Source organism: Halobacillus sp. AWM4_238 (assembly GCF_056158265.1).
The window spans coordinates 1,887,495-1,900,014 of the sequence record NZ_JBSWSY010000002.1; the positions used below are offsets into that span (position 1 = coordinate 1,887,495).

At 43.0% G+C, this 12,520-nt stretch carries 11 protein-coding genes; 3 read left to right on the forward strand and 8 right to left on the reverse strand.

From position 1 onward, the window contains the following. Nucleotides 1-25: 25 nt before the first annotated feature. The gene (locus tag ACXACN_RS09755) at nucleotides 26-1,216 is read right to left on the reverse strand and encodes an acetate kinase (protein WP_474964084.1); all 1,191 of its coding nucleotides are present in this window, start codon (nucleotides 1,214-1,216) and stop codon (nucleotides 26-28) included. A gap of 123 nt (nucleotides 1,217-1,339) precedes the next feature. Continuing rightward, nucleotides 1,340-2,332 (reverse strand): class I SAM-dependent methyltransferase, encoded by a 993-nt coding sequence (locus ACXACN_RS09760; protein WP_474964085.1) that lies wholly within the window; start codon nucleotides 2,330-2,332, stop codon nucleotides 1,340-1,342. 255 nt (nucleotides 2,333-2,587) lie between these two features. Between ACXACN_RS09760 and ACXACN_RS09765 the strand changes: the two genes are divergently transcribed. Beyond that, a complete protein-coding gene (locus ACXACN_RS09765; protein WP_474964087.1) occupies nucleotides 2,588-3,391 on the forward strand; it encodes an NAD kinase in 804 nt (267 codons plus the stop codon). Nucleotides 3,392-4,047: 656 nt separating this feature from the next. On the opposite strand, the gene ACXACN_RS09770 is transcribed toward ACXACN_RS09765, so the two are convergent. The 5 genes from ACXACN_RS09770 to ezrA form a co-directional block, all read right to left on the reverse strand. Beyond that, complete coding sequence (locus ACXACN_RS09770) at nucleotides 4,048-5,637, reverse strand: amidohydrolase (protein ID WP_474964088.1); 1,590 nt, start codon at nucleotides 5,635-5,637, stop codon at nucleotides 4,048-4,050. Nucleotides 5,638-5,841: 204 nt separating this feature from the next. Beyond that, entirely contained in the window at nucleotides 5,842-7,053 is a 1,212-nt protein-coding gene (gene thiI / locus ACXACN_RS09775) for a tRNA uracil 4-sulfurtransferase ThiI (RefSeq protein WP_474964090.1), read from the reverse strand. A gap of 5 nt (nucleotides 7,054-7,058) precedes the next feature. Further along, nucleotides 7,059-8,198, reverse strand: a complete 1,140-nt coding sequence (locus ACXACN_RS09780) for a cysteine desulfurase family protein (protein WP_474964092.1) — start codon at nucleotides 8,196-8,198, stop codon at nucleotides 7,059-7,061. A 121-nt stretch (nucleotides 8,199-8,319) separates the two neighbouring features. Beyond that, nucleotides 8,320-8,652: a hypothetical protein gene (locus ACXACN_RS09785; protein WP_474964094.1), complete on the reverse strand. Its 333-nt coding sequence runs from the start codon at nucleotides 8,650-8,652 to the stop codon at nucleotides 8,320-8,322. A gap of 12 nt (nucleotides 8,653-8,664) precedes the next feature. After that, entirely contained in the window at nucleotides 8,665-10,356 is a 1,692-nt protein-coding gene (gene ezrA / locus ACXACN_RS09790) for a septation ring formation regulator EzrA (RefSeq protein WP_474964096.1), read from the reverse strand. 159 nt (nucleotides 10,357-10,515) lie between these two features. Between ezrA and hisJ the strand changes: the two genes are divergently transcribed. After that, nucleotides 10,516-11,331, forward strand: a complete 816-nt coding sequence (gene hisJ, locus ACXACN_RS09795) for a histidinol-phosphatase HisJ (RefSeq protein ID WP_474964098.1) — start codon at nucleotides 10,516-10,518, stop codon at nucleotides 11,329-11,331. Here hisJ and refZ read toward each other — a convergent pair. Further along, complete coding sequence (gene refZ / locus ACXACN_RS09800; RefSeq protein WP_474964100.1) at nucleotides 11,309-11,908, reverse strand: forespore capture DNA-binding protein RefZ; 600 nt, start codon at nucleotides 11,906-11,908, stop codon at nucleotides 11,309-11,311. The two genes, hisJ and refZ, sit on opposite strands and share 23 nt — an antisense overlap. Before the next feature lie 123 nt (nucleotides 11,909-12,031). Between refZ and ACXACN_RS09805 the strand changes: the two genes are divergently transcribed. Then, entirely contained in the window at nucleotides 12,032-12,511 is a 480-nt protein-coding gene (locus ACXACN_RS09805; RefSeq protein WP_474964102.1) for a GAF domain-containing protein, read from the forward strand. Nucleotides 12,512-12,520 lie beyond the last annotated feature (9 nt).

Sequence of the window (12,520 nt, forward strand, 5' to 3'; positions counted from 1 at the left end):
ACCTATGGTACGATTGCTTTTCTTCTTATAGTCCTTTTTCAACAGTGTCGCGGGCAATCATGACTTCTTCATTTGTAGGAATGATCATGACTTTCACTGGGGAATGAGGATAGTTTACAAACGCTTCTTTTCCACGGACTTTATTAAGTGCAGGGTCCCAATAAACACCCATGAACTCAAGTCCTTTCAGCACGCGCTCACGCATGGAAACACTATTCTCACCAACGCCAGCAGTAAAGATAATACCGTCAATGCCATGCATACGCGCAGCATAAGAACCGATATATTTGTGGATACGAGCTGCAAAAACTTCAAGAGCGAGCTCCGCACGCTCGTCCCCTTCTTCTGAACGCTTTTCAATGTCTCTCAAATCACTTGAGAAACCAGAAAGAGCAAGCATACCACTTTCTTTGTTCAATACATTCATGACTTCGTTCGCTGTTTTACCTGTTTTCTCCATAATGAATGGAATCAATGCAGGATCGATGTTACCAGAGCGAGTCCCCATGGTAACCCCAGCCAGTGGTGTGAAGCCCATTGATGTATCGATGGACTTTCCGCCTTCAATGGCCGCGATACTCGCACCGTTACCTAGGTGGCAGGACAGGAGACGTAGTTCCTCGACCGGGCGTCCGAGCATCTCTGCAGCACGCTCAGACACATACTTGTGAGAAGTCCCATGGAAACCATACTTACGGATACCATAATCTTCGTAATACTCATATGGCAGGCTGTACAGATAAGACTGTTCCGGCATGGATTGGTGGAACGCCGTGTCAAAGACAGCTACGTGAGGTACGTTCGGAAGAACTTCACGGAAAGCATTGATTCCAGTCAAGTTTGCAGGGTTATGCAAAGGAGCTAGATCGGATACTTGCTCGATTTCTTTAATGACTTCATCGGTGATGAGGACCGATTCGCTGAAGCGTTCGCCTCCGTGAACGACACGGTGACCGACGCCATTGATTTCATCGAGTGAATCGATGATTCCATTGGCTGTCAGCTTATCAAGAAGCATCGTAACCGCTTCTCCATGATCAGGGATATCTGTTACGGTTTCATCTTTTTCATCATTCACTTCAATCGTAAATACAGCATCATTCAAGCCGATGCGCTCGACTAGACCTTTGGTAATTACAGTTTCTTCAGGCATTTCAATCAATTGGAATTTCAGTGATGAACTACCTGCATTTATAGCAAGAATTTTATTACTCAACGTTGCTCATCCCCTTAAAATATAGGTTCGTAATTTTCTACCACTACTATTTAATCACCCGTTTTCAACGATTTCAAGGTCGTTGAGCGATGATAACGTTTACTTGTTATATTCGTTATTTTCTCACAATTGTTCTCTTTTATATTCATCAAACCATTGATTCATCTGAGTTAGAATATCAGCCATCCCATTCGGATTCTTGAAAGAAGGAAGCTTAGCCAACAAAGCTTGCTTCGGCGCTTTCGTTTTTTGACCTTTCTTCTGTAAGATCAAAATGCTCTTTCCATGCTTTTCATCTTTAAATAAGCTATCTGAAAGTTGAAGCATCCCCACGATATGAGCGTGTTCGCGCAAGAACGCGTTAAGCGCCTTGGACTGCTCACTTTCGAAGAGGAAGTTCGGCACGATGAACATAAGGAAGCCGCCGTCTTTTGTATAATTCAATCCTTGTTCAATAAACAAATGATGAGCGTAGGACAAGCCTTCCTCCGCTTTCAGCTTATATCTTGCTGCTTGAGCATCGTCAGGATAATAACCGACCGGAAGATCAGCCAGTACAAAATCGACGGGCTCCATTAGGAAAGGGGCCAGGCTGTCCTGATGGAAGAATTCAATTTCATTCTTTTGAAGATTGGCATTAGCAACAGCCAGTTGGATGAGCGTCGGATCTACTTCACTGGCATATGCTTGAAGCGGCATTTCAAGCTGGTTCATGACAGAAGTGATTAAATTTCCGCTACCAGAAGCGGGGTCGAAAAGCTTTAAGCTTTCTTTTCCTTCAAACAATTTGGAAGCTAAATACCCCATGAACATGGCCACAGAATCTGGTGTGATCAAATGCTGCTGTTGAGTAGCCCCTTTCATTCCTTTAAGAATGGCTAGTTGAACAGCTTTTCTTATTTCTTCCTTTTCAAACTCTTCTTTTTTCACTTTAAGAAGTTCATTCGTAAGAAAAGTTTGTAAAGATTCTCCCATGTCATCAAAAGGCTGTCCATTAAATAGAACATCCATTGTCTCAGCAATGGCTTCTAAATAGGTAATATTCAAGTCTTCGGATATGACCGTCGAAGTATCATCGATCCATTGAAATAGTTTTTCCACTTGTTCCTGCTTCATAATCATTCTCCTTAAAATATAATCATTCGTTTACACTTGGTACACGTCATCGAATCTCAAAAGAAATTGGCGCAGCTGTTTGAGATAAACATGATGCGCCAACCTTCGTTTACGTTTTCATCTATATCCACCATATCGAATTCCACCCATCAATTCAACAATGTTAAACTTTCCCGATTTGTTTGAAAATTGTGTGCGGTTTCAACGATGAAATGATAAAATGACATCAAGCTATACATATGAGGAGGATGCTAGATGAACGACCAACGAAGAAACTTATACTTTTTTTATCAGCAGACCGAAGAATTAAATGATAAATTGGAGTCTTTATTTCAACTCGCCCGCGACAACCATTTCCATATCGTTGAAGATTCCAGAGATGCGAACATCATCATCGCTGTAGGCGGCGATGGCACCTTCTTACAGGCTGTCCGTAAAACGGATTTCCGCCAAGACTGCCTTTATGTAGGAATCCGGACAGGGCATGAAGCAGGGCTTTACTGTGACTTTGACATCGATGATCATGATGAAATGATAGATGCGATGACGAACTCAGAAGTTGAAGTACGCCGCTTCCCAGTCATCGAAACAACGATCAATGACGAATCCACTTTCATGTGCTTAAATGAATGCAGTGTTCGCTCAACGTTGATTAAGTCCATCGTCATTGATGTTCATATCGACGATTTGCATTTTGAAACCTTCCGCGGTGACGGCTTAATTATTGCCACTCCTACTGGAAGCACAGCTTACAATAAATCCATTAATGGTGCGGTTGTGGATCCGAAACTTCCGTGTTTCCAGATCAGTGAACTTGCTTCCCTTAACAATAACCGCTACCGCACACTCGGATCTTCTTTCATTCTAAGTGGAGAACGGTCATTAAAGCTCAAAGTCCGCCAAGATGGAAACGACTATCCGATTATAGGGATGGATAACGAAGCCTTTTCCGTTCGTAATATTCACGATGTCACCATCAACCTTAGTGACAATGTCATTAAGACCGTCAAACTTAAAAACAATACGTACTGGGACCGCGTTAAACGTACGTTCCTATAAAGTTTGGCACTACCCAAAAAGGAACTTCCAACAAATTGGAAGTTCCTTTTTTCAGCTTGAGAGCCAGTTTCACAAAAGCTCCCTTTAGTTGAAGACTCAGTTTCGAGACTTTTGTTGAGTGGGTGGGGGCTGCGGGGAATAGCTCGCTTTCCGCGGGAGCGCGGTGAGCCTCCTCGGACTGCGTCCTGTGGGGTCTCACCCTGCACTTTTTTCCCGCAGGAGTCTCGCCATTCCCTTCCGCCCCTTGGACATAGGAGGATCTCGAAACTACTTCCAGTATTAGGTGCGTTCTATACGTATTAGGAGTTGTAACACAAAGCCTCCGTCGTATGGATAGAGCTCATAACCGCTTGTTATAGACCGCTTTCTTACAATAGGTAGTGGTGGAAGATGCTCCTTCCTAGTATAGGGGTTCGTTACTCACAATATCAAAAGGGGTGGTTGGGAAGCAGCGAGACTCCCGTGGGAGAAAGGAGATCGGCGAGATCCCTTAGTGCGGCAGACCGCCCGAGGAAGCTCGCCACTCCCCCACAGGAAAGCGAGTTGCTTCCCAACCACCCTTGACGCTCAACTCAGCAACGAACCCCGAAACATCGCGAAAGTGAGTCTTCCACATTCCTGCCATTTTGTTGAATAACTTGTAATGAAAAGCGCGATCAGGAGCGTTGGTAGACGATTTCTTCGTCTACCACGGTCATGGTGACGGTTGCGTCTGCAAGTTCATGGGATTTAAGAGCAAAAAGATCCCGATCTAACACCGTAAAGTCAGCGAGATACCCTTCCTGAATCATTCCTTGTTCATTCTCCTTGTGAATGGCTTGGGCACTCCCTTTCGTATAAAGGGATATCGCTTCATAGACTGTAAGCTTTTCTTCCGCTTGATAGACGGCGTGATCATAAGTGGCTCTCCTGTCGACTGCGGCTCGGATTCCAAGCAGCGGATTGATTTCTTCAATGGGGGCATCCGATCCTCCGGCACACTTAATCCCTGCATCCAGCAGCGTTTTCCAGGAGTAGGAGTTCTTCAACCTCAAATTCCCTAAACGTTCAATAACCCACGGAAAGTCAGAGGCAACAAATGTGGGTTGAATATCCAATACAACATTTAAGCGCTGTAACTGATGAATTAACGCAGGACTTAGTATTTGCGCATGAATGATGCGATCTCGTTCGCCATTATTCAGAGGATTTGATGCAATAGCGTTTGCCACAGCTTCTACGGCTCCATCACCGATTGCGTGGACAGCCACTGGCATCTCCCTTTTTCTTGCTTCTTTCACGAGCTGATCAAGCTCTTCATTGGTATGAATGGCTACTCCTCGGTTTTCCGGATCATCTGCATAGGCATCTTTTAACCATGCGGTCCTTCCTCCTAACGCTCCATCAGAGAAGATTTTCAAAGCCCCCAATTCTACAAAATTTGTTCCTTTTTTGAATCCTAGATTTTCTTGATCTACCTGTTCTATGACACCGTGATGAATAAGAAGGTGGGCCCTGAATTTTGTTATTTTTCCATCAATGACATGAAGGAAGGCATCATACGTTTTCTTAAACCCACCGTAGTAATTCAAATCTTCACTATGGCCGCCTACAAGACCAAAAGAATGCATATCCTTAACCGCTAAGTCCGTGGCTTTCCTTAGATATTCAGGAGTGACCTCTGGCATGGCATCTTTAATAAGTTCCTGTGCCTGATCATGGAAGTACCCCGTCGCTTCTCCTTGATCATCTCTTACGATTACTCCTCCCTGCGGATCTGGAGTGTTTTTCTTTATTTCAGCCATATTCATCGCTTTTGAGTTAGCTAACAAAGCATGTCGGCACACCCTGGTCAGCATCATCGGGTGTTCAGAAGAAATTTCATCAAGCTCATCTTTATGTATGATTCGCTTTTCTTCCCATTGGTTTTCATTCCAACCGTCACCAATGATCCACTCTCCAGGGGGTAATTGTTCTGTATGCTGTTGCAAAGCTTGTTTGACTTCCTCGGCAGATTTCATAAACGAAAGATCAAGCCTCATTAAACGTTCTCCGTGCCCGATGATGTGTAAGTGGCTATCGGTAAATCCGGGGTACATTACCGCCCCTTTTAAATCGTGTTCTTCTGTGATTTGGTCTTTATAGGTTTGATATAAACGCTGGGTATCGCCAACGGCTTTCACTTTTCCCTCGGAAGTCACGATTGCTTCCACCCATTCGCCTTCCTTTTTCATCGTATAGATCTTCCCACCATACCAAAGCTTCACTTTTAGCACGCTCCCTCTTTCATCCTTTTATCTATACCATAATCGATATGCGGAAAGAAATGAAGTACGAGCCATTGAAAGCAAACAGGGGTTGTCTGATTTCCTGAGTACGAATTGTCGAGTTGCTGTACGTTCATCTTTAACGAATCTATGATTTCCTGGAAAATAAAAACCCCTGACCTTTGAGGTCAGAGGTTGAATAATTTACAGCAAATCATCGAAATCGTCGTCTTTTTGGCCTAGTTGGTGGTCAGGGGAGACTTCAATGACATACGATTCTTCCAATGCTTTTTCTATATCATGGGTGAAGTCTGAATTGGATTCATAATAATTCGCATTCTTTCTTGTCGGCTTTGTCTTAGGTGCTTTGGGCACGAAAACCGTACAACAATCTTCAAAAGGACGAATGGAAATCTCATACGTTCTTATCTTTCTGGAAATATCGATGATCTCCAATTTGTCCATAGAAACAAGTGGCCTGATAATTGGATAATTGGTAACCTCATTAATCGTATTCATGCTTTCCATCGTCTGACTGGCTACTTGTCCTAGACTTTCTCCAGTCGTGATCGAAAGAAGGTCGTTCTTGGCAGCTACTTGCTCACTGATTCGCATCATCATACGGCGCATGATAGTCATGCTGTAACCTTCTGGCATTTCACGATGAATTTTTTGTTGAATGGCTGTGAAGGGAATGACATGGATCTTCACTTTTGTTCCGAATTTGGATAATTCTTGAGCAAGATCGATGACTTTTTGTTTCGCCCGCTCACTGGTATAAGGAGGAGAATGAAAATGAATCGCTTCGATTTCAACTCCACGTTTCATCGTCAAATAACCAGCAACAGGACTATCGATTCCGCCTGAAAGCATCAACAAGCTTTTCCCAGTCGTACCAACAGGCAACCCACCTGCTCCTGGGTAATCCTGGGCCGTGACATAAACTCCTTCATGACGAACTTCTACTTTAATTTCTACATCCGGGTTATGCACATCAACCTTTACACCTTCTGTTTGACGAAGAATATGTCCCCCTAATAAAGGGTTGAGTTCTTGAGAAGGTACTGGGAAACTTTTGTCCGTACGCTTTGAGGAGATCTTGAATGTGCGAGCATTCCTTGCATCGTCAAATGCCAACTTGACGGCACCTTTCATTTCCTCTTCTTCTTTTTCCACTTTCACAGCGAAACTAAGGCTGTGAATACCGAATACTTCCTGGCATTCTCTCATTACTTCATGAGGATCTTCCCCATTTAGTAGAACAAACATGCGTCCCTGTGTCTTTTTTATTGTTGTTTTTGGATATTTTTTTAACTTGACGGCAATATTACTTTGGAGTTTTTGTTCAAATGCCCGTCTGTTCTTCCCTTTTAATGCCATTTCACCATATCGTATCATAATTCGATCGAAATTCATTTTCTTCACCCCATCGTAGCTTGTAAATGTTCAACTGTTTGATCTAATTTTTTCAAGAGCAGATCGATTTCATTTCTTTCATTCCTTATAGAAAAACTGACACGCAAGGCAGAAGTTGTCCGCTCATAATCCAGATTACATGCCTTGAGTACAGCACTAACATCGGGATGTTTGGAAGAACAAGCAGATTTGGTGGAAATGAATATTCCTTCTTCCCCCAGCGCATGAATGATCACTTCGGGTTTATATCCTGGAATGGAAAAATTCACGATGTGGGGAGACCCGTCTTCTGGTGAATTGATTTTACAGTAATCCCGACTTTGGAGTCCGTCCCACAATGCCTTCCTCATATTATTTAAGTGCTCTACCTTTTGTTCCTGATCTTCATGAAGCAATCGAAGAGCTTTCACAAAGGCTACGGTACCGGGTAAATTTTCTGTTCCTGCCCGGACTTCTGCTTCTTGACTTCCTCCATGCAAGAGAGGGAAAATACGCACATGTTTTTGCATAAGGAGTGCACCAGTCCCTTTCAACCCATGGATTTTGTGGCCGGAAAGGGTACAAAGATCAATGCCCCACTCTTTGACGGGCAACTCTATTTTCCCTAACCCTTGTACATGGTCGACATGAAAGAATACTTTAGGATAAGCCTTAAGTATTTCCCCGATCCTTTTAACAGGCTGAATAGTACCAAGCTCATTGTTTACACTCATCACGCTGACAAGAATCGTATCATCCCTTAAGGCTTGTTTAATATCTTCGGGATTAACTTTCCCGTTCTGATCAACATTTATATAAGTGACTTCAAAACCCAATGTCTCCAGTGCCTTGAATGCTTCCATCACAGAAGGATGTTCAATCACCGTCGTAACGAGGTGTTTCCCTCTGCTTTGATGTTGAAGCGCTATCCCTTTGATCGCCATATTGTTCCCTTCGGTCCCCCCGGAGGTGAAAACAACTTCCCGGGGATCAACGCTCAATAGTTGGCCCGCTTGCTTTCTTGACCGATCCAAAAGCCGCTCAGCTTCACTTCCGAAACGATGAACCGATGAGGGATTAGCAAAATATTGGTCTGCGACCTTTTGAAAACTCTCCAACACCTCGTGGTGCGGATGAGTAGTGGCACTGTTATCTAGGTAAATCATGGGCTCTGACTCCTTTATTATCGAATTGCAGCTCATTATTTTATCATAACACGAAGTCAAAGGAAACTCCTGATTAATGAACAATAAAAGAGCACCCGCCTTTAAGCAGGTGCTCTTCTTTCTAACTATTGTCACTGTCATCTAATTCTAGAGTTTCAAGGAGAGTGTCGATACTAAGTTTTCCGTCGTTACGAACATCGTTTATCCAGGATTTAGTTAACGCTGTTTCACCAATGATCGTTCGAGCTTCATTTTCCACTGTTATGTTCTTTTCAAAAATATCAGTGGCTAATTGATTATTCCAGCTTTTACTTTCTGTATGGATGGACCTCGTAAAACCATGTTCCTCACTTTTGAAATCCTTTGCATCCAAATTCAGAAAAAAAACGACCAAAACACTTGTCCATATGAGAACGTTTCCCGAAATTAATCCGATGATGGTTCGCTTTTTCAAATGAAACACTTCCTAAACGAAGACTTCTTCCTCTTTATCAATCTTTGCAAGAGCGGCTGGATCCACTTCTTTAATGGCTTCTGTAGCTAGGGTCAGGGCTTGATCATAGTGATAGGACCTGAACTTTTCCTCTGCTTCAAGAAGTTTGGCTGCTAAGATTGGATATTTGCTTCGATAACGATTGCCGCATTGAATCACTCGTTCTGCAAGCTGTGCTGTTTCCATGACCTTTTCAGCATCTTGACTCAACTGTTCTGTCATAACCATGGCCTCATCCAACTTTTCATTCACTACGCCCATATCGAGCGGTTGGGCTTCAAGACTTTGAAATACTTCATCCACTTTGAAGCTCGCGGCTTTCATATCCTCATAGATAGAAGTAGGAATGCCAGGGATGTTGCTCCTCTTCAATCGACGATGGGTATCTAATAGCAGGCTTTCCATCTTCGTCAATTTCTGTTTAGCTTCCCGTTCATCTTTCCTGAGGTTTTGTACACGCTCTTGGAAATACCCATGCTGTTCTTCGAGCTCTTTCAGTTGTTTTTCCGTGTCTTCTACCTCTTCACGGAGAAGGGCGTAAGAAGTTTCCCCGTCTGATCGTCTTAAATCGAGGCTCGTTACACGTTTACTCATTTGAGTAAACCATTTTCTTAAGCTTCTATGGGACTCCAAATGTCCTTCCTCGACTTGGTACGTTTGTTGTATTTCCTCTAATTCCCGTTCCGTGTCTGCCAAAACGTATTCCAACTCATCCAACTGAGCTTTAAGCGGCACAAATTGCTTTTCCACATAATGATGAGCCACGGCTTCTCTTTCTAGAAGCTGATACATTTCCTGGATTCTCGTCTGTATTTCTTCTAATCCGTCTTCCAATCCTGATTGGTCTCCCTGCTCCATTTGCAGGAGCATTTCCTCCAAAGACCGCTCGTATTTATGTAACTCCGGAAGAAATTCGAAATGAGAAACCCGGTACCCTTCCGTCTTCATCTCTTCCACACCGCTTTTCAGCTCTTTCAACTGCTCAGGTAATTCGATTTTCACCTGTTTTAAACGATCAGGAAAATGTTGGACATCCTCCTGCAATTGTGTGGTCTCTAGACGTATTGTTTGAACAAGGGTGTTGGCTTCGATGTAATCGCCTTGCTCGGTTAATTGTTCATATTCATTCAGCTTGTCCTTCAATTCCCCTACCCTTTTTTCAAAGATCCGCACGGCTTTTCCATATTGATGACGGTTCTGAATGAGAAGCTTGGTCAATTCTTTCAGCTCAGGCTCCATCGTTTCAATTTCCAAACGGCTTTGCTTTTCAGAGTCAAGGAGGTTTTCTAATTCTTGAAGCATCATTTTGATGTCTTCCTCAATGGCTACTAACTTTTTCTCTGTGTTTGCCAAGACGACTTTCACGCGTTTAAAACGATAGCGATCCGCCGCTTCTTCTGCATCGAAAAGGTCTTCCTCCAATTCAGGCAGCTCCTTGGTCAAAATTTGATCCCAACGAGACCGCCACGCTTCGAACTTTTCCTGTGTCTCACCAGAAAGGTTTAAACTTTTCACCTTGGATAATTCTTCGGTCACGCGCCGGTTCATGATATCCATCTTCCAACCTTCCAAGCGATCCACTTCATCATAGACCTTTTTCCGCCAAATCAGCCCTATGATGAACAATGCAATGAGTAGTAAAATAGCCCCGATGACGTACTTCATAAATAGCCTCCTTACAATAAACGTGCCATACGGATGTATTACGTTCCGAATTGTGATTTAGTTGTTTATAATGATACCATGTAAAACATCCTTTTGGCTAAAATATTTCAAATTTATTATCATATTGACAAAAATTTCAAGTGCAGAGGAGAGACAATTATGTTTGATGGTCATATCCATTCACCGTACTGCCCACATGGTTCTTCAGACACCCTTAAAAGCTATATTGAACAAGCTATAAAATGTGGCTATCAGTCCATGACATTCACTGAACACGCACCGCTTCCCCCATCATTTGAAGACCCCGTCCCGGAAAAGGATAGCGGCATGTCTTTCCGACATGTGGAAGAATACTTAAAGGAGATTGACCAGCTAAAAACAGCATACAAAAATGAAATTCGCATTCAAACAGGATTTGAAGTGGACTATATCGCAGGGTTTGAAAAAGAGGTGGAGGGCTTTCTAAATACCTATGGACCTTCGCTTGATGACAGCATCCTATCTGTTCATTTCTTAAAAGGGAAAAAACAGTGGTACTGTATCGATTACAGCCCGGACATGTATAAAAAAGCCATGAAAGATTTCGGTGGAATTGAACAACTTTACCTATCCTATTACAACACGCTCACACAGTCAGTTCTCAGTGATTTGGGAGCATACAAACCGAACCGCATCGGGCATATGACACTTGTGAAGAAGTTTCAAAACCTCTACCCTGCACCGGAAAAATGGGAAAAGTGGGCCCAAGCGTTCCTTGAAGTCGTAAAAGGGCAAGGATATAGCCTGGATTATAATGGGGCAGGTGTAGTAAAAGAGCATTGCAAAGAGACTTACCCGCCACTACAAATGGCTCGACAAGCCTCCTCTATGGGCATACATTTAATTTATGGTTCTGATGCTCACACGGCATCTGGACTTGGACAAGGATACAACTGTATGGACACACGGATTCTCAAGCTCGAGCAAGCTCCTTGACCGACCTGTGATCATTCATGAGTCCACTATACACTTCTACAAAGTGATTAAGAGAAGCGTCTGTAATGAAAGGGTCCTTAAACTCATGCGGCATCATGAACGGAGCATTTAACAGACCTTTCAGTTGCAGCAGACATAACTTTTCTTTGAACGTTACTTCAATATGAGAATTTTTACGGAAGAGAATCTGAGTAAGTAAATGATTCTCTTTCGCCAAATAAGTGACGAGCATTTCTCTGGCGAACGTTGTGTTCAACGTCAACTCCCTATTTAACAAACAGGATAGTTGATAATGGATCTGTTTGTAATGTAGAATCTTTTTCACTAATTCGTTTAGACGATAGTCGCCTTCCGAGGGTTGCTCGTTCTCCAGCATTTCAAGATAAGGTTCAAAATAGCTGACAGCGAGCGATTCAAAAAGGCCTTGTTTGCTCTTAAAGTAGTAATGGATCAACGAGACATTGACATTCGCTGCCTTCGCGATATCCCGGACAGATGTTCCATTGAAACCCTGGCTGTAAAAAAGGCGGCAGGCTACATCTAGCACTTTGTCACGCGTTACGTTTGGTCGGCTCATTATTTTTCCCCCTCAGGAAAAAGATTCTCTCTATTTGGTGGATTTCCTGCTTGCAATCGTCCACCAAATACCGACAGAAAATATTGTTTTTTGTCGAAAACTATAAGCTCAGGAGGTTTATTGATGTTTCAAACAAATTCCTATACAGGTACAAAAACAGAAAATTACGATCTCGTCATTAAACAATTAAAAGCACTCATTGAGGACGAACCAGACCAAATCGCAAACTTGTCCAATGCATCCTCTCTCCTCAACCAGTTCTTAGATGATGTGAATTGGGTCGGTTTTTATTTGTGGAAAGAAAGTCAGCTTGTACTCGGACCTTTCCAGGGGCTACCAGCCTGTGTTCGCATCCCCTCAGGCAAAGGGGTTTGCGGTACTGCAGTAGCCGAGAACAAAGTTCAACGGATTGAAGATGTCCATGCGTTCCCCGGCCACATTGCTTGTGATGCAGCAAGTCAATCTGAAATTGTCGTCCCGATCGTAAAAGGTGATGAAATCTTTGGTGTCCTTGACATCGACAGCCCTTCTAAGGGTAGATTCGATGAAGTAGATGAGGAGAAACTAGTCGAATTCGTACAAATGTTACAAAGATATATCTGAAAAAGAAGC

What these genes read in the sequence shown, in the direction of transcription:
- ACXACN_RS09760 (WP_474964085.1), bottom strand. Translation starts at nt 2,332, where the DNA reads ATGAAGCAGGAACAAGTGGAAAAACTATTTCAATGGATCGATGATACT.
- ACXACN_RS09765 (WP_474964087.1), top strand. Translation starts at nt 2,588, where the DNA reads ATGAACGACCAACGAAGAAACTTATACTTTTTTTATCAGCAGACCGAA.
- thiI (WP_474964090.1), bottom strand. Translation starts at nt 7,053, where the DNA reads ATGAATTTCGATCGAATTATGATACGATATGGTGAAATGGCATTAAAA.
- ACXACN_RS09780 (WP_474964092.1), bottom strand. Translation starts at nt 8,198, where the DNA reads ATGATTTACCTAGATAACAGTGCCACTACTCATCCGCACCACGAGGTG.
- ezrA (WP_474964096.1), bottom strand. Translation starts at nt 10,356, where the DNA reads ATGAAGTACGTCATCGGGGCTATTTTACTACTCATTGCATTGTTCATC.
- hisJ (WP_474964098.1), top strand. Translation starts at nt 10,516, where the DNA reads ATGTTTGATGGTCATATCCATTCACCGTACTGCCCACATGGTTCTTCA.
- refZ (WP_474964100.1), bottom strand. Translation starts at nt 11,908, where the DNA reads ATGAGCCGACCAAACGTAACGCGTGACAAAGTGCTAGATGTAGCCTGC.
- ACXACN_RS09805 (WP_474964102.1), top strand. Translation starts at nt 12,032, where the DNA reads ATGTTTCAAACAAATTCCTATACAGGTACAAAAACAGAAAATTACGAT.